This is a genomic window from Streptomyces sp. MJM8645 (assembly GCF_001625365.1).
Classification (GTDB): Bacteria; Actinomycetota; Actinomycetes; order Streptomycetales; family Streptomycetaceae; genus Kitasatospora.
Genome location: NZ_LJJF01000001.1, coordinates 5171768 through 5190194, shown reverse-complemented (window position 1 = coordinate 5190194; position 18427 = coordinate 5171768). Strand labels below are relative to the sequence as shown.

General features: G+C 72.7%; 16 protein-coding genes and 1 tRNA gene. 8 read left to right on the top strand and 9 right to left on the bottom strand.

Going from position 1 to position 18427, the window contains the following annotated elements; translation table 11 throughout:
- Positions 1 to 90: 90 nt before the first annotated feature.
- The gene (locus tag A6F73_RS22340) at positions 91 to 495 is read left to right on the top strand and encodes a globin (RefSeq protein WP_063351424.1); all 405 of its coding nucleotides are present in this window, start codon (positions 91 to 93) and stop codon (positions 493 to 495) included.
- 181 nt (positions 496 to 676) lie between these two features.
- On the opposite strand, the gene A6F73_RS22335 is transcribed toward A6F73_RS22340, so the two are convergent.
- From A6F73_RS22335 to A6F73_RS22315, 5 genes are all read right to left on the bottom strand, one after another.
- Positions 677 to 1369 (bottom strand): hypothetical protein, encoded by a 693-nt coding sequence (locus A6F73_RS22335; protein ID WP_063349409.1) that lies wholly within the window; start codon positions 1367 to 1369, stop codon positions 677 to 679.
- Between the two features lie 33 nt (positions 1370 to 1402).
- Complete coding sequence (locus A6F73_RS22330) at positions 1403 to 1846, bottom strand: thioesterase family protein (RefSeq protein ID WP_063349408.1); 444 nt, start codon at positions 1844 to 1846, stop codon at positions 1403 to 1405.
- A gap of 109 nt (positions 1847 to 1955) precedes the next feature.
- Positions 1956 to 3620 carry an energy-dependent translational throttle protein EttA gene (gene ettA, locus A6F73_RS22325; RefSeq protein WP_079135893.1) on the bottom strand — a complete coding sequence of 555 codons (1665 nt, stop codon included), beginning with the start codon at positions 3618 to 3620 and terminating at the stop codon, positions 1956 to 1958.
- A 213-nt stretch (positions 3621 to 3833) separates the two neighbouring features.
- Entirely contained in the window at positions 3834 to 5315 is a 1482-nt protein-coding gene (locus A6F73_RS22320; protein WP_159398507.1) for a Cys-Gln thioester bond-forming surface protein, read from the bottom strand.
- Between the two features lie 354 nt (positions 5316 to 5669).
- Positions 5670 to 6269 carry a single-stranded DNA-binding protein gene (locus A6F73_RS22315; RefSeq protein ID WP_107453078.1) on the bottom strand — a complete coding sequence of 200 codons (600 nt, stop codon included), beginning with the start codon at positions 6267 to 6269 and terminating at the stop codon, positions 5670 to 5672.
- 643 nt (positions 6270 to 6912) lie between these two features.
- Between A6F73_RS22315 and A6F73_RS22310 the strand changes: the two genes are divergently transcribed.
- Positions 6913 to 6988 (top strand) — tRNA-Arg (locus tag A6F73_RS22310).
- A gap of 372 nt (positions 6989 to 7360) precedes the next feature.
- Here the strand turns inward: A6F73_RS22310 and A6F73_RS22305 are convergent.
- Positions 7361 to 7978: a TetR/AcrR family transcriptional regulator gene (locus tag A6F73_RS22305; RefSeq protein WP_208869106.1), complete on the bottom strand. Its 618-nt coding sequence runs from the start codon at positions 7976 to 7978 to the stop codon at positions 7361 to 7363.
- 91 nt (positions 7979 to 8069) lie between these two features.
- Here A6F73_RS22305 and A6F73_RS22300 point away from each other — a divergent pair, with 91 nt between their 5' ends.
- On the top strand, positions 8070 to 8618 hold the full coding sequence (locus A6F73_RS22300; RefSeq protein ID WP_063349405.1) for a GNAT family protein: 549 nt from the start codon (positions 8070 to 8072) through the stop codon (positions 8616 to 8618).
- A 138-nt stretch (positions 8619 to 8756) separates the two neighbouring features.
- Here the strand turns inward: A6F73_RS22300 and A6F73_RS22295 are convergent, their stop codons facing one another.
- Complete coding sequence (locus tag A6F73_RS22295; protein ID WP_208869105.1) at positions 8757 to 10223, bottom strand: MFS transporter; 1467 nt, start codon at positions 10221 to 10223, stop codon at positions 8757 to 8759.
- 175 nt (positions 10224 to 10398) lie between these two features.
- Between A6F73_RS22295 and A6F73_RS22290 the strand changes: the two genes are divergently transcribed.
- The 3 genes from A6F73_RS22290 (at position 10399) to A6F73_RS22280 (ending at position 12728) form a co-directional block, all read left to right on the top strand.
- Positions 10399 to 11088, top strand: coding sequence for a TetR family transcriptional regulator (locus tag A6F73_RS22290; protein ID WP_063349404.1), 690 nt, complete (start codon positions 10399 to 10401; stop codon positions 11086 to 11088).
- 35 nt (positions 11089 to 11123) lie between these two features.
- A complete protein-coding gene (locus tag A6F73_RS22285; protein WP_079135891.1) occupies positions 11124 to 11933 on the top strand; it encodes an enoyl-CoA hydratase/isomerase family protein in 810 nt (269 codons plus the stop codon).
- A gap of 192 nt (positions 11934 to 12125) precedes the next feature.
- Positions 12126 to 12728, top strand: coding sequence for a hypothetical protein (locus A6F73_RS22280; RefSeq protein WP_063349403.1), 603 nt, complete (start codon positions 12126 to 12128; stop codon positions 12726 to 12728).
- A gap of 19 nt (positions 12729 to 12747) precedes the next feature.
- On the opposite strand, the gene A6F73_RS22275 is transcribed toward A6F73_RS22280, so the two are convergent.
- Positions 12748 to 13974: an acyl-CoA dehydrogenase family protein gene (locus A6F73_RS22275; RefSeq protein ID WP_063349402.1), complete on the bottom strand. Its 1227-nt coding sequence runs from the start codon at positions 13972 to 13974 to the stop codon at positions 12748 to 12750.
- Positions 13975 to 14101: 127 nt separating this feature from the next.
- On the opposite strand from A6F73_RS22275, the gene A6F73_RS22270 reads away from it, so the two are divergent.
- Together A6F73_RS22270 and A6F73_RS22265 are read left to right on the top strand one after the other, a co-directional pair.
- A complete protein-coding gene (locus A6F73_RS22270) occupies positions 14102 to 14734 on the top strand; it encodes a TetR family transcriptional regulator (RefSeq protein ID WP_063349401.1) in 633 nt (210 codons plus the stop codon).
- A gap of 85 nt (positions 14735 to 14819) precedes the next feature.
- Positions 14820 to 16280, top strand: a complete 1461-nt coding sequence (locus A6F73_RS22265) for a cellulase family glycosylhydrolase (RefSeq protein WP_063349400.1) — start codon at positions 14820 to 14822, stop codon at positions 16278 to 16280.
- A 27-nt stretch (positions 16281 to 16307) separates the two neighbouring features.
- On the opposite strand, the gene A6F73_RS22260 is transcribed toward A6F73_RS22265, so the two are convergent.
- Complete coding sequence (locus tag A6F73_RS22260) at positions 16308 to 18332, bottom strand: M3 family metallopeptidase (RefSeq protein WP_063349399.1); 2025 nt, start codon at positions 18330 to 18332, stop codon at positions 16308 to 16310.
- Between the last annotated feature and the right edge of the window lie 95 nt (positions 18333 to 18427).

Here is an 18427-nt window from a genome sequence, read left to right as displayed (position 1 = left end):
CCGGTCGCCTGAGCCCCGACACACGCCCTGCGGGGTCGTACGCCTTTGGTCCCGGTGTACGACCCCGTCGGCGTCTGCGACCATGGTCGGGTGAAAGAGATCCGGCGAGGAACGTTCAGCGAGGAGACCTTCTTCGACCAGGTCGGCGGCGAACCGACCTTCCGGCGACTGGTCCACCGGTTCTACCAGGGCATCGCCGAGGACGAGTTGCTCCGGCCGATGTACCCCGAGGAGGACCTCGGCCCGGCCGAGGAGCGGATGACCCTGTTCCTGATGCAGTACTGGGGCGGCCCGCGCACCTACAGCGAGCAGCGCGGCCACCCCCGGCTGCGGATGCGGCACGTACCGTTCAAGGTCGACCGCGCCGCGCACGACGCCTGGCTCAGGAACATGCGGGCGGCCGTGGACGACCTGGCCCTGCCCGCCGAGGCCGAGCGGCAGCTCTGGGACTACCTCACCTACGCCGCCGCCTCGATGATCAACACCCCGGGCTGATCCCCGGGCCGGGCTGGCTCCAGGTCCTCTCTTTCGGATCACGTCGGATCAGCGCGCGGCGTTGGGGTGCGTGCATCGCAAGGCGGAGGAGGGAGTCCATGCGGAGCATCGGCGACCGACGACAACGCGGCGAGGTGCGTGCTCCGGCGTCGCGCGCCCGGCGTGATCCGAAAGAGAGGGCCTACCGGAGCGGGCTGAGCCCCAGCCCCGCGCCGGGTGCGGCCACTGTCCGGACCGCCACCGAGCCGGCCGGGGCGCTCAGCCGCAGCCAGCCGCCCGCCCGGTGCACGGTGAGCGGGGCCCCGGGCTTCAGGAAGCCGATCACGTACGCCGCGTGCACCGCCCGCAGCGGCAGCTCCGGCAGCACGGAGACCGGGCGGGACCAGATCTCGTCGGCCAGCGCGTCCAGCACCGCACGGCCGCGGTGCTGCGCCGGGACGGCCTCGCTGCGCTCACGGAACTCCCGCACCCCGGCCATCAGTTCGGGGTACACCTCGGCCGCCGGCGGCGCCCCGACCGGCCGCCAGCCGGTGCGCGGCGGCAGCAGCCCGGCCCAGGCCGGTCCAGTCACCGGGGCGGGCAGCGCGACGGCACCCGTCCCGGCGTCCACGCCGTCCAGCAACTGGCCCGCCGAGACCGTCAGATCGGTCGGCTCGGCCGGCCCGGTCAGCCGGGCGGTGCGGATCGCCAGCGCGCCCGAACCGCCCAGCGGCAGCCGGCCGAAGACCGCCAGCACGCCGTCCTCCCCGGCCGGGGCCACCGCCTGCAACCGGACGGCCGCCGCCTTGTCGAAGCGCAGCAGGCGCAGCAGGAACGCGGAGAGGTCGGCGGCCTCCCCGGCGTCGGTGAGGGCGAGGCGGGCGGTGATGGTCAACGCGGGTCAGCTCGAATCGTCGGAGGTGGGTGCTCAGGCGGCGACTACGGCGGGCTCCTCGTCCATGAAGCGGGACAGGAACTCCCGCTCCACGGGCGAGATCCGGCGCGGCCGGCCCTCCGCCAGGTCGTAGGGCACGACCACGGTGGACGCCTGGACGTACACCGTCTCGGTGCCGTCCTCGGCGACGTCCTTGATCTCGTAGGACACGGTCAGCGAGGCGCCGCCGATGCGGGTCACCCTGGTCTCGACGGTGACCGGCTCCGGCCGGTGCACCAGCGGACGCTTGTAGTCGATCTCGTGGCGGGCCACCACCGAGCCGCCCGCGAACTCCCCCGCCCCGGCCTCGGCGGCCTGGGTGAACATGAAGTCGATCCGGGCCTCCTCCAGGTAGCGCAGGAAGACCACGTTGTTGACGTGGCCGAACGCGTCCATGTCGGACCAGCGCAGCGGGCAGGCGTAGATGTGGCGGGCCACAGGTGTTCTCCTCGACGTCCGGTCGCCCGCCGCCGTGCGGTGGCGGCGGGCCGGCGGCCGGCAGGCCGCCCCGAGGGGCAGTCTGCCGGGCCGCCGTGACGGCTGGGTGTCAGCCGCGGGTCAGCTTCTTGTACGTGGCCCGGTGCGGGCGGGCCGCGTCGGCGCCGAGCCGCTCGATCTTGTTCTTCTCGTACGACTCGAAGTTGCCCTCGAACCAGAACCACTTGCTCTCGCCCTCGTAGGCGAGGATGTGGGTGGCCACCCGGTCCAGGAACCAGCGGTCGTGGGAGATGACCACGGCGCAGCCGGGGAACTCCAGCAGGGCGTTCTCCAGCGAGGAGAGCGTCTCGACGTCGAGGTCGTTGGTGGGCTCGTCGAGGAGCAGCAGGTTGCCGCCCTGCTTGAGGGTGAGCGCCAGGTTCAGGCGGTTGCGCTCACCACCGGACAGCACACCGGCCGGCTTCTGCTGGTCCGGGCCCTTGAAGCCGAAGGCCGACACGTAGGCGCGGGACGGCATCTCGACCTGGCCGACGTTGATCCAGTCCAGACCGTCGGAGACGACCTCCCAGAGGGTCTTCTTCGGGTCGATGTTGGCGCGGCTCTGGTCGACGTAGCTGATCTTGACGGTCTCGCCGACCTTGACCACACCGGAGTCCGGGGTCTCCATGTCCTGGAGCATCTTGAACAGAGTGGTCTTGCCGGCGCCGTTGGGGCCGATGATGCCGACGATGCCGTTGCGCGGCAGGGTGAAGCTGAGGTCGTCGATCAGGATCTTCTCGCCGAAGGCCTTGGAGAGGTTCTCCACCTCGATGACGATGCTGCCCAGACGCGGGCCCGGCGGGATCTGGATCTCCTCGAAGTCCAGCTTCCGCATCTTGTCCGCCTCGGCCGCCATCTCCTCGTAGCGGGCCAGACGGGCCTTGGACTTCGCCTGGCGGCCCTTGGCGTTGGAGCGGACCCACTCCAGCTCCTCGCGGAGCCGCTTGGCGCGCTTGGCGTCCTTCTGGCCCTCGACCTTGAGGCGGGACTGCTTGGACTCCAGGTAGGTGGAGTAGTTGCCCTCGTAGCCGATGGCGCGGCCGCGGTCGAGCTCCAGGATCCAGCCGGCCACGTTGTCCAGGAAGTACCGGTCGTGGGTGACGGCGACGACGGTGCCGGGGTACTTGGCCAGGTGCTGCTCCAGCCAGTTCACCGACTCGGCGTCCAGGTGGTTGGTGGGCTCGTCGAGCAGCAGCAGGTCGGGGGACTCCAGCAGCAGCTTGCAGAGCGCCACGCGGCGCTTCTCGCCACCGGAGAGCTTGGTGACCGGCCAGTCGCCGGGCGGGCAGCCCAGGGCGTCCATGGCCTGCTCCAGCTGGGCCTCCAGGTCCCACGCGTTGGCGTGGTCCAGGTCCTCCTGGAGCTTGCCCATCTCGTCCAGCAGGGCGTCCGAGTAGTCGGTCGCCATCAGCTCGGCGATCTCGTTGAAGCGGTTGAGCTTCCCCTTGATCTCCTTGACGCCGTCCTCGACGTTCTCCAGGACGGTCTTGGTCTCGTCGAGCGGCGGCTCCTGGAGCAGCATGCCGACGGTGAAACCGGGCGAGAGGAAGGCGTCGCCGTTGGAGGGGTGCTCCAGGCCGGCCATCATCTTCAGCACGGTGGACTTGCCCGCGCCGTTGGGGCCCACGACGCCGATCTTCGCCCCGGGGAGGAAGCTGAGCGTCACGTCGTCAAGGATGACCTTGTCTCCGTGCGCCTTGCGCACCTTGCGCATCGTGTAGATGTATTCCGCCACGTGAGATCGCTCCGGCGTCGTCGGGAGTATTCGGCTTGCAGCCTTCCATTGTGCCGCACCCGGCCGGGGGCCCCGAACGCCCGGTGTGCCCCACGGGGGTATCCGCAGCGCGGGGTTGAACGGCGAAGGCCCGGCCCCCGCAGCGGGTGCGGGGGCCGGGCCGGGTGCCGTCAGGGCCTCAGGAGGTCAGCGCCTCCGGGCCTGCGGGGCGGTTCAGGCGGCGGTGCGACCGTGGCGGCCACGGCGGCGCAGGACGAAGACCGCGGCGCCACCGGCCAGGACCAGGCCACCGGCGACGGCGGCGAGGATCGGGGTCGAGTCACTGGCACCGGTCTGGGCCAGGCCACCGGTGCCCGGGGCGGAGTTGGTCGCGGCCGGGCTCGGGTGCGCGCCGGCGGCGGTGCTGGCACCGGCCGACGGGGTGCCGGCCTGGCTCGGGGTGCCGGTCGGGGCGGTGCTCGGGGCGCCGCTCGGGGTGCCGCTCGCGGCCGGGGTCGACGGGCCGGAGGTCGGCGGGGTCACGCCGGTCTTGCAGTCCAGGACGCCCTTGAACTCCTTGGCGAAGCCGTTCGGGCCGGTGACGTTGATGTCGTAGGCGGCCTTCTCGGCGACCGGGACGAGCACGTTCTCGGTCTTGCCCGGCTGGACGGTCAGCTGCTTGCCCGGCTTGACCGTGACGGTGGCGGCCTCGTCACCACCGTTGGTGACGGTGACGCGCACGCCGTTGTTCTCGCACTCGACCTGGGCGGTGCTGTCGACCAGCGCGCCCTGGCCCTGCTTCCAGGTGGCCTTGGCGCCGGCGGAGACGCTGAGCTTGCTGGAGCCGGCCAGGATCATGCTCTGGCTGTGCCGCTTCGGGTCGTAGCCCTCGCTGAGGAAGACCCGGCCGCTGGGCACGACGGTGTCGGCGGCGGCGGCCAGGGCGACGGAGCCGTCCGGGGTGCCGGCCGGCACGTCCAGGAACAGCTGGGTCTCCTTGATCGGACCGGTCAGGGTGGCGCCGACCGGCTTGCCGTCCTTGTCCACCACCTTGACCTTGTCGGCGGCGTCACCGGTGACGGTGAGCTTCACCTCGGCGGCGCTGGACTTGAGGGTGAAGGGGCCGAGCTTGTTGCCGGACTTGCCGGAGACGGAGTCCGGGTTGAGCGTCAACGAGGGGTTGGGCTCGGCGGCGATGCCCTTGTTGGCGTCGCCGAGCAGGTAGTCGCGCAGCTTCTTGGCCTTGGCGTTGCGCGGGGTGGCGTTCTTGTTGTCCGAGAACTTCCAGATCGCGGCCTGGGTGCCCGCGGCGGCGTCCTCGGCGGTCAGGCCGTCGACGCCGACGGTCTTGCCGAGCGCCGTCAGGTCCTTGACCTGCGGGTAGGAGTTCTCCAGGATCCAGCGGATCTTGGAGGCCGCCTCGACCTTGTTCTTGCCGCCGAGGGAGCTCGACTTCCAGTCCGACTCCTGGTACTTCGCGGCGCTGTCCAGGTAGACCGGGTTGTCGAAGTCGATGCAGTAGGTCTGGATCTCGCCGTTGGACGTCTTGAGGGTGAACAGACCGCCGTCGACGGTCCCCTTGCCCTCGACGTCGATCTTCTCGCCCACCATCGTGTTCTGGAGGACGGCCTTGACGCCCGCACCCGGGGTGTCCGCCGCGGCCGCCGCACCGGCCGCGAACAGGCCCCCGCCCAACACCAGGCTGGTCGTGAGCATGACAGTGGTTATGCGGGGGAGACTCCGCACCTGCCTCTGGAACATCTGGGATCCCTCCGGGGCCGGGCCGCACCGATGGACAGCCCGCCGACTTGCCGTGCCGCGCGCGCCCCCTGTGGCGCTGCTGCGGGTATGAACCAGACGAATCCTATTGAGCCCCGCAGGCCCCGAAACCCCCATGCGAAATCAGGACGATTCCGTATCTGGATCGTTATCAACCCCCTCAGTTTCGACACAAGCTGACGATCAGCCAGAATCTCCTCGCGACTTTTCGTTATCCGGGCGAGATTGCACATGCGGGCGCAACAACAGTCTCGATCAACATATTTGTCGACAGTTAAGGTCATCGACCCGTCAGATCAGCGCAGCCTGCTCGTCACCTCCCCGCTCCCCCTCGGCCACCCTGCCCCGCTCCCCCACCTCCGCCTCCGACACCCCGTCCGACACCGGCCGCGCCGGCGGCGGGGGCTCCGGCGGGCGCGGCGCCGAGGCCACCGCCAAGGCCTTCCGCGCCTCCAGCGCGTCGGCGATCCACCCCGGCACCACCCCTGCCCCGGCCTGCGCCCCGCTCGGCCCGGTGGCGCCCGACGGCTGCCCGCGCACCCCCGCCGCCCAACGGAACGCCGAGGTACCACGGGTGAGGTCGTGTCCGACCGATCGGGCGTCGATCTCGGCCCCGGTGCGCTTCACCTCGCCGTCGGCCCACTCCCGCAGCCGCAGCCGACCGCTCACCAACACCGGATCCCCCTTGGCGAGCGAACCGATCAGATTGACCGCGAGCCCCCGCCAGGCCGTCACCGTCAGCCACTGCGTCTCGCCGTCCGCCCAGCACTCGCGCTGCCGGTCGTACCGGCGCTCGGTGCAGCCGAGCCGGAACTTGGCCATCGGCACCCCGCTGCCCGTTTCGCCGTAGCTCACCTCCGTCGCGACAATGCCGACGATCGTCACCTGCATCTCGTTCACAGTGCACTCTCCGTTCTCGCCGATGCACCGTACGGAATCGACCGGCGCGCGTTGAGAGTGCGCTTCGCGGGAAATCCCCGCCAGAGAGTTCTGAAATCCTGTGGACAACTCGATGCCTCGGAAAACCGACGTCACTCGCAGGGGTGAATTTCGGCCTTTCGGCACCCCTTCGAGCCCATCTCATCGCGGCCATGACAACAAACCGGCTGCTCGCCGCCCCCAACCGACACGCCCCGGAACAGCGCCGACCGACCGTCCGCGCACGTCATCCGACCGGAGGAAGCCGAATACGGCCCCCCACCCGCACCGGTGGCGACACATTCTCCGTGCCGAATCCATAACGGGTGGGGCGGCAGCCCCGTAACGACTGCACAACGTCCGGCTCGGAACACTCCCAGACCGCTGCACTCACGGCGTTCACCTGCGATTATCGGACCGCTCCACCGAACCGACACACCAACGGCGGTGTCGTCACACTCGGCCGAGGAACTGGGCACCCTTATCCTGTCCCCGACAGGTCGAGGGCCCACCGACCCCCACCCCCACCCTCACGGTACGGGGCCGGACACGCGCGCCCCCGGCGCTCGTCGCCCGACCCGGCCACGGTCACGCCCGCCCGGGCGCAGCCCGTCCCGCCCCCATAGCTCAGCGGATAGAGCACCCGCCTTCTAAGCGGTAGGTCGCAGGTTCGAATCCTGCTGGGGGCACCACCTCGGCATTCCCGCAGGCCGCCAGGCCGGCGGCCGCATTGCCCGGCCGTCGCGGGCTCCCGGAAATCCCCTCCGCACACCGCCTGATTGCGTACACCCACCGCACCTAACCCGTGACGATGCGTGTCATGGCCACCGCGATAACAGGCTGCTCCGGATGACCGCCACTGCGGATCGGATGCGGGAGAAGACCCGAACAACCGAAATCCCGGGCGAATCACGCTCCGGGGACAATCCGCCCCACCGACTCGGCCGGAAGCCGCTCGGTCGGGTCCCCGGCCGGCCGCTCGGCCCGTGATCGCGAGCCCGGCCGGCCGCTCAGCCGATGGCGGCGAGTCTGCCGCCGGTGGCGCGTCAGCCAGCGGTGGTGAGTCAGTCGGCGGTGGCGAGCCCGGCCAGGTAGGCGTCCAGCAGAGCGGTCTGCCGCTCGGGCGGGAACTCCGCCGGGGCGAACAGCACCTGCACCACCAGGCCGAGCGCGAAGGCCTGCGCGCCGGTCGCGAGCGCGGCGGCGTCGGCCCCGGCCGGGAGCTCCCCGAGCCGCTGGGCGTCCGCGACGTGCACCGCGAGGGCCTCGCGCGAGCGGGCGTAGCGACCCGCGTGCGCGGCCGCGAGCGCGGGGTCCGACAGGGCGACGTCCCAGGAGCCGACCCAGATCCGGTTGCCGGCCGCCGCCGCCCCGTCCAGCGGCAGGACGTCGAGCAGCGCGGCCCGCAGTCGGGCCAGCCCGGGGGGTGGCGGCGGGGTGCCGTCGGCGGGGGCGGTGCGCCGGGGCCGGGAGCCGGAGCGCCGGTCGAGTTCGTCCAGGGCGTGGCTCAGCAGGGCCCGCTTGTTGGGGAAGTAGTGCGTCAACAGGCCGGTGGAGGCGCCCAGTTCGGTGGCCACGGCACGCAGGGTCAGCCCTTCGAAGCCACGGCTGGAGAGCACCCGCCACACGCCCTCGGACACTTCCAGGCGGCGGGCGTCATGGTCTCCACGGGCCGGCGTCATGGGGGTCATCGTACATACCAAACGTTTGTTATGTATGGTTCCCAGCACACCGCGCATCCCGTGGACCGTGCATCCCGTGAAAGGCCAGCCCATGTTTGCCGTACCGCTCGCCGAGAACGCCGAACTGCGCCCGCTGGAGCCGTGGCAGGCGGCCGAGTTCCTGGCCCACATCGACCGCGCCCGCGCCCACACCGACCCGTGGATCCCCTGGGCCACCCGCTCCACCGACCTCGACTCCGCCCGCGCCACCCTCCAGCGCTACGCCGACCAGCAGGCCGCCGACAGCGGCCGGATCTACGGCATCTGGCGGGACGGCACGCTGGTCGGCGGCGTGATGTTCGTGAGCTTCAACGCCCAGAGCGGCGTCTGCGAGATCGGCGCCTGGACCGAGCCGGCCGGCGAGGGCGGCGGGCTGATCACCGCCGGCGTCCGGGTGCTGCTCGACTACGCCTTCACCACCCGCGGCCTGCACCGCGCCGAGTGGTGGTGCTCCGCCGGCAACGCCCGCAGCCGGGCCGTCGCCGAGCGGGTCGGCATGAGCCTGGACGGCACCCTGCGCGAGTGGTACCCGCACAACGGGGTCCGCCACGACAAGCAGATCTGGTCGATCCTGGCTCCGGAGTGGACGCCCGGGGCCTGACCGGACGCGGCGGGGCCCGGTGGACACCCCCGTGTCCCACCGGACCCCGCACCCCGGGCCGTCGTCCCCGACCCCCAAGACCCCCAAGACCCCTCAGGCCCCTCAGGCCCCTCAGGCCCCTCAGGCCCCTCAGGCCCCTCAGGCCGCCAGCACCGGCGGCTCCGCCGCCGCCACCGCCCTGGGCACCCGCAGCGCGAGCAGCAGGACCAGCACCAGCAGACCGCCGGCCGACAGGAACACCACGTCGACGGCGTCCGTGAAGCTGCGCAGCGCGTGCTCGCGGGCCGCGCCGCCGAGCGTCCGGACGGCGCCGAGTGGCAGGCCGGGCTCGCCGTCCGTGAAGACCCGGGCCAGCACGGTGCCGAAGAGCGCCGCGCCGAGCGCGCTGCCGAGGGTCTGGAAGAAGCGGATCCCGGTGGTCGCGACGCCGAGGTGGTGCCGGGGGACGGACTCCTGCACCACCGTGACCAGCTGGCCGATCAGCTGGCCCATCCCGACGCCCAGCAGGACGAGTTCGCCGCAGACCGCCCACAGCCCGGTGGTCGGGCCGTTGAGGCCGAGCAGGAGCAGGGCGATCGCCGCGCAGCCCGCGCCGGCCACCAGGAAGGTGCGCTCCGCGTAGCCGCGGGCGGTGAGCCGGCCGGCCAGCAGGCCGACCGCCGTCATCCCGCCCGCCATCGGGATCAGGTAGAGGCTGGCCGAGGTGGGGTCGACGCCGCGGGCGATCTGCAGGTAGAGCATCACGTAGACGATCGAGCCGGTCATGCCCATCCCGACCAGGCCCTGGATCGCGAAGCCGAGGCGCACCACGCTGATCCGGAACAGCGACAGCGGCAGCACCGGCTCGGCGGCGGTGGCCTGGCGCCACACGAAGAGGCCGAACGCGGCCAGGGTGGCGGCGACGAGCCCGAGGATCACCGGGGAGGTCCAGGCGTAGTCCTTGCCGCCCCACTCGGTGACCAGCAGCAGCCCGGTCGCGAAGGCGGCGGCGAGGGCCGCGCCGAGGAAGTCCAGGCTGCGGCGGCCGGCCGCCGGCGGCAGCTTGATCACCAGGGCGGTGCCGACCAGGACGAGCAGGCCGAGCGGCAGGTTGATGTAGAAGATCCAGCGCCAGCCGAGGTGGTCGGTGAACAGCGCCCCGATCAGCGGGCCGACCGCCATCCCGATGCCCGCGACGATCCCGCCCATCGCGCCGCCCTTGCCGCTGCCGCGCTCGGCCGGGTCCTTGAGGTGGGCGACGACCACCATGGTGACGCTCATCAGCCCGCCGCCGCCGATGCCCTGGAGGGCCCGGAAGGCGATCAGCTGGCCCATCGACTGCGCGAGCCCGCAGAGCGCCGAGCCGACCAGGAAGGTGCCGACCGCGCAGAGCAGCACGCGTTTGGCGCCGTACAGGTCGCAGAGCTTGCCGTAGAGCGGCAGCAGCGCGGTCGCGGCGAGGGCGAACGAGCTGATCAGCCAGGGCAGCCGGTCGACGCCGTGGACGGGGTCGAGCTCCCGGACGATCGGCACGGTGGCCGCGGACACGATGTTCATGTCGAGCACGGCCAGCACGATCGTGACCAGGCAGAGCAGCATGCCCAGGTTGCGCTGGGCCGGTGTCATCAAGGCAGGGGCAGCGGGCGCCATCGGTAAGTCCCCCCAGGGTCGGTGGAGTTCGGGCCGGGCCGGTGCGGCCGGCGGCACGTCCTCACCATGGCAGTTTTTTTATACCTGGTCAATTCTTAAGCTCAGCTCAATCTTCATCCTGGTCGATCTTTGATCCTGGTACAGTCGAGCCATGGCGACGCACACCGGCTTCAGCCCCGACGACGACCGCGACCTCGACGCCCTCCCGCTGCGCGAGCGCAAGAAGATCCAGACCGGCATCCGGATCTGGCGCACCGCCATCGGGCTGTTCGCCGAGCGGGACTTCGACCAGGTCTCGGTGGCCGAGATCGCGGCCGCCGCCGAGGTGTCCAAGATGACCGTCTTCAACTACTTCCCCACCAAGGAAGACCTGGTCATGGCCCCCATGGAGCAGCACCTCGACGAGCCGGCCCGGGTGGTCCGCGAACGCGCCCCCGGCACCTCGGCGGTGGCGGCGCTGCGCGAGCAGTACCTCGCCGCGCTGGAGCAGCACGACCCGGCCACCGGGCTGAGCGACGAACCGCTCGTGCTCGACGTGGTCCGGCTGATCCACCGCACCCCGGCCCTGGCGATGCGCGCCACCGCCGGCTTCGGCCGGCACGCGCAGGGCCTGCTGACCACCGAACTCCTCGCCCAGGACCCGGCCCACGACGAGCTCACCGCACAGATCGCCGCCGCCCAACTGCTGGCCGCCCGACTGGCCCTGACCACCGAGAACCAGCGCCGGATACTGACCGGCGAACGCGCCGCGGCCGCCCTGCCCGCCGCCCTCGACCGGGCCGCGCGCGCCTTCGCCCTGGTCGAGGGCGGCCTCGGCGACTACTGCGCCGTCGCCTCCTGAGAGAGTGGGCGCACCACGACCGCCCGGAGGTGCGCATGGACCAGCCGCTGCTCACGCGGGACCGCTCCGCCCTGCCCGCCCACGCCGAGGGCCTGCACGCGTACGTCGGCGAGGACGGCGTCGCCGTCCTGGAGTTCGCCCGACCGCACCGGCGCAACGCGGTGACCCTGGAGATCTGGCAGGCGCTGCCGAAGGTGCTGCTGCGCCTCGCCGAGCAGCCGGGGGTGCGCGCCCTGCTGGTCACCGGCGCCGGCGGCACCTTCAGCGCGGGCGCGGACATCGCCGAACTCGCCGAGGTGTACGGCGATCCGGAGCGCGCGGACGCCTACCACGCGGTCAACGTCGCCGCCGAGGAGGCACTGGCGGCCTTCCCGCACCCGACCGTCGCCGTGGTGCAGGGCGCCTGCGTGGGCGGCGGCTGCCAGCTGGCCGTCGCGTGCGACCTGCGGTTCGTCGCCGAGGACGCCCGGCTGGGGATCACCCCGGCCAAGCTCGGCGTGGTCTACCCTGCGGTGCCGACCGTACGGCTGGCCCGGCTGGTCGGCCCGGCCCGCGCCAAGTACCTGCTGTTCTCCGGCGAGTTGGTGACGGGCCGCGACGCGCTGCCGCTGGGCCTGGCGGAACGCGTCCTGCCGGGCGCCGAACTGGACGCCGCCGCGCTGGAGTTCGCCCGACTGCTGACCCGGCGCTCGGCCCAGACCATCGGTGCGGTGAAGGCCGCGCTGGCCGTCCCGGCGGAGCGGGCGGCGCAGGCGCTGGCGCCCTGGGAGCGCCGCTCCCGGGAGACCTCGGACGTGCCCGAGGGGCTGGCCGCGTTCCTGGAGGGCCGCCCGGCGCGGTTCTGACCGGGGCCGGGCACCAGGTCCGACCGGGGCCGGGCACCAGGTCCGGGCACCGGCCGCGCGGACGGGCTCGCGTACGATCATCCGATCGGCGCCGGGCCGTCCCGACGCCCGCGCCCCGACGCCCCCGTCGCGCCGACCTTTCACGCCGAGCCCTCACGCCGACCCCTTTGCGCACCCGGAGCACACACCCCGATGACGACCGAGGCCACGACCGCCCCCACCAGCCGGACGATCTGGGCCCGCCGGGTCACCGACGGCGTCGAGCCGAAGAACGTCATCATCGCGATGCTCCCGCTGATGGGCGTCATCCGCTACGGCTGGACGGGCCTCGGCTGGGCGGCCTTCGCGGCCCTGTTCGCGGCCGTCATCCCGACCATGTTCATCCAGCGCGGCATCCGCAAGGGCACCCTGGAGGACCGCCACGTCGGCCACCGGCAGCGCCGGCTGACCGTCATCCCGTTCATCATGGGCTCGGTCGCGACCAGCTTCGCCGTGATGCTCTGGCTGGACGCCCCGGCCGACCTGACCGCGATGGTGCTGGCGATGTTCGCCTCGCTGGTCCCGATCCTGGTGATCACCGTCTGGTGGAAGGTCTCCGTGCACACCGCCGTGGCCGCCGGCGCGGTGGTCTGCCTCGGGATCGCGCTCGGCCCGCTGTGGCTGCTGCTCGCCCCGCTGGTCGCGGCGATCGGCTGGTCCCGGGTGGTGCTGCGGGACCACACCACCGCGCAGACCATCGTCGGCGCGGCGGTGGGCGCGCTCACCGCCGGACTCGCCTTCTGGGCGGCCCGGTAGCCCGGCGAACTCAGCGGGCTCAGCGGATCGGCATCCCCGAGATCGCCCGCGCGATCACCAGCCGCTGGATCTCGCTGGTCCCCTCGAAGATCGAGTAGATCGCGCTGTCCCGGTGCATCCGCTCCACCGGGTACTCCCGGGTGAAGCCGTTGCCGCCGAGGATCTGCATCGCCTGCGCGGTGACCCACTTGGCCGTCTCGCCCGCGTACAGCTTGGACATCGAGCCCTCGGCCGCGGTGAACGGCTGGTTGTTGGCCGCCATCCAGGAGGCCCGCCACACCAGCAGGCGGGAGGCGTCGATCCGGGTCTTCATGTCGGCGAGCTGGAAGGCCACGCCCTGGTTGTCGATGATCGGGCGGCCGAACTGCTCGCGGGTCCTCGCGTAGTCCAGCGCCACCTCGTACGCGGCCCGGGCGATGCCGATCGCCTGCGCGCCGACGGCCGGCCGGGAGGCCTCGAAGGTGGCCATCGCCGCGTTTCCCCTGCCCCCCGGGCGCTTGACCCCTTCACGGGCCCGGGCCAGCCGCTCGTCCAGCTTCTCCTTGCCGCCGAGCAGGCAGCTGCCGGGCACCCGGACGCCGTCCAGCACCACCTCGGCGGTGTGCGAGGCGCGGATGCCGTGCTTCTTGAACTTCTGGCCCTGGCTCAGCCCGGGGGTGCCCGGCGGGACGACGAAGGAGGCCTGGCCCTTCGCCCCGAGCTCCGGGTCGACGGTGGCGACGACGACGTGGACGGCGGCGATCCCGCCGTTGGTGGCCCAGGTCTTGGTGCCGTTGAGCACCCACTCGTCCTTGGCCCCGTCGTACACCGCCCGGGTGCGCAGCGCGGAGACGTCGGAGCCGGCGTCGGGCTCGGAGGAGCAGAACGCGGCCACCTTGAGGTCGTCCGGGGTGCCGAACATCTGCGGCGTCCAGGTGCCGATCTGCTCGTCGGTGCCGTTGGCGAGCACCGCGACGGCGGCCAGCGTGGTGCCGACGATGGACAGCCCGATGCCCGCGTCGCCCCAGAACAGCTCCTCCATGGCGATCGGAATGCCGACGCCGGAGGGGTCGAAGTACTGCTGGGCGTAGAAGTCCAGCGAGTAGATGCCCAGCTTGGCGGCCTCCTGGATGATCGGCCAGGGGGTCTCCTCACGCTCGTCCCACTCGGCCGCGGCGGGGCGGACGACGTCGGCGGCGAAGCCGTGCAGCCAGTCGCGTACGGCGAGCTGGTCCGCACCCGGGTCCAGCGAGAACGTGCTGCTCATGGTGCTTGCCTCCGAAGAAGGGGTACGGCCGACCAGGGGGGTTACCTCGGGTAACATCGTCGGAGTCTGCTACTGATTGGTAACCGGTGTCAACGCCCAGTCAGACCCCGAATCCAAGGAGCAGCACATGTCCCGAGAGCCCCGCCGCGAGCAGCTGCTCAACGCCGCCGACCGGGTCATCCAGCGGAACGGCCCGACCGCCAGCATGAACGCCATCGCCGCCGAGGCCGGCATCACCAAACCGATCCTCTACCGCCACTTCGGCGACCGGAACGGCCTGATCACAGCCCTCACCGAGCGCCACACCAGCGGTCTGCTGGCCGCCGTCCGGGCCGCCCTCGCCGAACCGCTGGAGCGCCGCGACCGGGTCGAACACGTCCTGGACACCTACCTGGCCGGGATCGAGGCCCGCCCGCAGGTCTACCGGCTGCTCACCCACCCCGAACCGGGCGACCCGAGCGGCCCCGGCACCGCACTCGCCCCCGCACTGCGGCAGATCGCCGCGGAGATCACCCGGGCCGTACAGAACCAGGTCGACCTCGGCGCCGACCGCGAGCTGCTCGCCGAGGCCTGGGGCCGGGGCATCACCGGCATGGTGCTGGCGGCCGGCGACTGGTGGCTGGAGACCAGACCCTGCTCACGCACCCGCATGGTGCAGGCGCTCGCCGACCTGCTCTGGGGCCGCCTGGCCGCCGCCGCGGACCTGCCCACCCCCGCCACCCCGGCCCCGGCTCCGGATCCGGCTCCGGACGCCGACTGAACTCCCCTTCCGTGCAAGGCCCTTGTGCGACACCCGGCACCGCAGGCATCATCGGGCCCCCACCCCCGCGCCGTACGAGGTCCCGATGCGCCTGCGCCGCACCGCCGCCGCCCTGCTGCTCGCCGCCACCACGGCCCTCACCGCGGCCCCCGCCACCCCCGCCGCCGCGCACGACGGCGCCCACGGCGGCCCGCCCGCGCGGTTCCCCGCTTCAACGGCCACCGGCCCCGACGGCCGCACCGCCTTCACCGACGCCCAGGGCCGCCGCCTCCAACTGCGCGGCTTCAACCTCGACAAGTACGCCGAGACCACCGAGGCCGACCTCAAGTCCCTGGCCGCGCAGGGCTTCACCCTGATCCGGGTGGCGGTCTCCTGGAACAGGCTGGAGCCCGTCCGCGGCCGCCTCGACCCGACCGAACTGCACCGGCTGCGCCAACTCCTCGGCTGGGCCGACCGGTACGGCCTGCTCGCCCTGATCGACCTGCACCAGGACGTCTACGGGCCGGCGTTCGGCGGCGGCGACCGCGGCATCCCGCCCTGGGCCACCCGGGACGACGGCCTGCCGTTCACCCCCGACCCGAACGACTGGTTCGCCGGGTACTTCCAGCCCGCCGTCCAGGCCGCCTTCCGCCACCTCTACGACGACCCCGACCTGCGCGCCTGGCAGGCCGACTTCTACACCCGGCTCGCCCTCGAACTGCGCGGCCACCGCTCGCTGCTGGGCTACGACCTGTTCAACGAGCCGTTCGGCCCGGTGGACGGCGACCCGACCGACCCGGCCGTCCTCGCCGCCGCCTCCGCCGCCCTCGAACAGGGCCGGCTCGCCGACATGTACCGCCGCCTGATCGCCGCCGTACGCCGGGTCGACTCCCGCGCCTGGCTGTTCGTCGAACCCACCGTCCTGGTCGGCCAGGGCGTGCCCACCCGGCTGCCCGGCTTCGACGACCCTCGCCCCGGCCCGCCCCGGCTCGGCTACGCACCGCACTTCTACGACACCGCGGTCGAGAACGGCGCCGACTGGGACCCGGCCGACGGCTTCGTCGAGCGCTACACCGCCGCGATCACCGCCTACCCCGCCGCCCACCGCCTGCCCGTCCTGGTCGGCGAATGGGGCCCGCCCGACTCCCGCAGGCCGGGCAACACCCTGCTGGTCCGCCGACAGGTCGCCGCGATGGACGGCTTCGCCGAGGGCTGGACCATGTGGTACTGGTGCCGCGGCACCGGCGGCTACTGCGCGCTCGACCCGGCCGGGCGCCCCGCCCCCGGCGACGAACCCGCCTTCGGCCCGTACCCGGCGGCCGTCGCCGGAACGGACGTGCGCACCGGCGCCACCACCGTCCGCTGGAGCGCCGACGGCACCCGGCACGGCAGCGAACTCGTCCTGCCCCCGGCGGCGTTCCCGCACGGCGCCGACGTCACCGTCACCCCCGCCGCCGCCCGCGTCGACGTCGAACAGCCGGCCGGCGGGCGGGCCGGAACCGTCCGGATCCGCCTCCCGCACGCCCGCCCGGGCACCCCGGTGACGGTCACGGTCACACCGCGCTGACCGCCACCGGGGCCGCCCGGGAAACGGCTAGACCAGGCCCCGCCGCGCCAACAGCGGCCCGGTCTCCGGCGCCCGGCCGACCACCGCACGGAAGGACTCCAGCGGGTCCCGGCCGTAGCCGCGTGACAGCAGCTCGCGCCGGAACAGCTCGCCGCTCTCCCGCACCGCACGCCCGTTGCCCTCGAACCACTGCACGGTGTCGGCGTCCAGCACCTCCGACCAGATGTACGCGTAGTACCCGGCGCTGTAGCCGCTGGCGAAGACGTGCTGGAAGTACGCCGTCCGGTAGCGCGGCGGGATCGCCGGCACCGCGATCCCGGCCTCCGCCAGCGCCCGTGCCTCGAACTCCTCGGCGTCCGCGATCTCCCGGCCCTGCGGCACGGTGTGCCAGGCCCAGTCCAGCAGCGTCGCCGCGAGGTACTCCACCGTCCGGAAGCCCTCCCCGAAGCCCTCGGCCGCCACCATCCGCTCGACCAGCTCGGCCGGCAGCGGCTCCCCGGTCACGTGGTGGCGCGCGTAGTTGGCCAGCACCTCCGGCCGGACCATCCACATCTCGTTGACCTGCGAGGGGAACTCGACGAAGTCCCGGGGCACCGAGGTGCCCGCGAACAGTGGGTACCGCACGTCCGAGAACAGCCCGTGCAGCGCGTGCCCGAACTCGTGGAAGAGCGTGCGCACCTCGTCCCAGGCCAGCAGCACCGGCTCGCCCGGCGCCGGGCGGGCGATGTTCAGGTTGTTGATCACCACCGGCCGCCGGCCGGTCAGCCCCGCCTGGCTCACCAGCTCGTCCATCCAGGCACCGCCGCGCTTGGACGCCCGGGCGTGGAAGTCACCGATGAACAGGCCGAGCGAACCGCCGTCCTCCTCGAACACCTCGAAGACCCGCGCGTCCGGGTGGTGGGCCGTCAGGTCCGGCCGCTCGGTGAAGGTCAGCCCGTACGCCAGCCCCGCGGCGAAGAACACGCCGTCCCGGAGCACCCGCTCCAGCTCGAAGTACGGGCGCAGCACCGCCGCGTCCACCTGGTAGGAGCTCTGCCGGACCTTCTCCGAGTAGTACGCCCAGTCGTGCGCGGCGATCTCCTCGATCCCGTCCGCCGCCGCCAGCTTGGCCAGCTCGGCGGCCTCCCGGCCGGCGTTGGCCACCGCCGGACCCACCAGCCGGGCCAGCAGCCCGGACACCGCCTCCACCGTGCCCGCGGTCTCGTCCTCCACCACGTACGCGGCGTGGCTCGGGTGCCCCAGCAGCGCGGCCCGCTCGGCGCGCAGCCCGGCCATCCGGATCGCCAGCGGGCCGTTGACCGCCAGGCCCCGGTCGAGCGAGGCCGCCAGCAGCCGCTCGCGCACCGACCGGTCGGTCAGCCGGGCCAGTTCGGGCTGGCCGGAGGTGCTCTTCAGGGACAGCACGAACCGGCCCTCCTGCCCGAGCACCCGGGCGTTCTCCGCAGCGGCGGCGACCTCGTCCGCGGACAGCCCGTCCAGCTCCTCGGCCGCGTCCACGACCAGCGCGGCGGCCTTGCTGGCGGCGTTCACGTTCTGCTGGAACGTCGTGCCGAGCGCGGCGAGTTCGGCGTTCAGCTCGCGCAGCCGGGCCTGCTCCGCCTCGCCCAGCCGGGCGCCGGAGCGGACGAAACGGGTGTGCCGGGTCTCCAGCAGCCGCAGCGACTCCGGGTCCAGACCCAGGTCGGCGCGGCGCCCGTACAGCTCCTCGATCCGGGCGAACAGGGCGCGGTCCAGGTGGATCGCGTCGTGGTGCGCGGCCAGCAGCGGGCTCACCGCGGTCTCCACCTCGTCGACCGGCTCGCTGGTGTCCGAGGACGACTGGTTGCGGAACACCGCGTCCACCCGGCGCAGCAGCTCCCCGGAACGCTCCAGGGCGACCAGGGTGTTGTCCGGCGTCGGCGGCCGCGGATCCGCGGTGATCGCCGCGATCTCGGCCAGCTGCTCCGCCATCCCGCGCTCGTACGCGGGCAGGAAGTGCTCCGGCCGGATCTCGGCGAAGGGCGGCAGTTCGTAGACCAGGGGGCTGGGCTTGAAGAACGGGTTCTCGGTCATTTCGCCGACCCTACGCCGTGTCACCCACCCTGCCTATGCGCCCCCGCCCCCGTTGTCGTACCCACCCGTTAACGTCGAGCCCGGACACCCGAACG

Coding starts and splice junctions, on each gene's coding strand:
- A6F73_RS22320 (WP_159398507.1), bottom strand. CDS start 5,315: ATGCTCACGACCAGCCTGGTGTTGGGCGGGGGCCTGTTCGCGGCCGGT.
- A6F73_RS22315 (WP_107453078.1), bottom strand. CDS start 6,269: ATGCAGGTGACGATCGTCGGCATTGTCGCGACGGAGGTGAGCTACGGC.
- A6F73_RS22305 (WP_208869106.1), bottom strand. CDS start 7,978: ATGACGCCGGCCCGTGGAGACCATGACGCCCGCCGCCTGGAAGTGTCC.
- A6F73_RS22300 (WP_063349405.1), top strand. CDS start 8,070: ATGTTTGCCGTACCGCTCGCCGAGAACGCCGAACTGCGCCCGCTGGAG.
- A6F73_RS22295 (WP_208869105.1), bottom strand. CDS start 10,223: ATGACACCGGCCCAGCGCAACCTGGGCATGCTGCTCTGCCTGGTCACG.
- A6F73_RS22290 (WP_063349404.1), top strand. CDS start 10,399: ATGGCGACGCACACCGGCTTCAGCCCCGACGACGACCGCGACCTCGAC.
- A6F73_RS22285 (WP_079135891.1), top strand. CDS start 11,124: ATGGACCAGCCGCTGCTCACGCGGGACCGCTCCGCCCTGCCCGCCCAC.
- A6F73_RS22280 (WP_063349403.1), top strand. CDS start 12,126: ATGACGACCGAGGCCACGACCGCCCCCACCAGCCGGACGATCTGGGCC.
- A6F73_RS22275 (WP_063349402.1), bottom strand. CDS start 13,974: ATGAGCAGCACGTTCTCGCTGGACCCGGGTGCGGACCAGCTCGCCGTA.
- A6F73_RS22270 (WP_063349401.1), top strand. CDS start 14,102: ATGTCCCGAGAGCCCCGCCGCGAGCAGCTGCTCAACGCCGCCGACCGG.
- A6F73_RS22265 (WP_063349400.1), top strand. CDS start 14,820: ATGCGCCTGCGCCGCACCGCCGCCGCCCTGCTGCTCGCCGCCACCACG.
- A6F73_RS22260 (WP_063349399.1), bottom strand. CDS start 18,332: ATGACCGAGAACCCGTTCTTCAAGCCCAGCCCCCTGGTCTACGAACTG.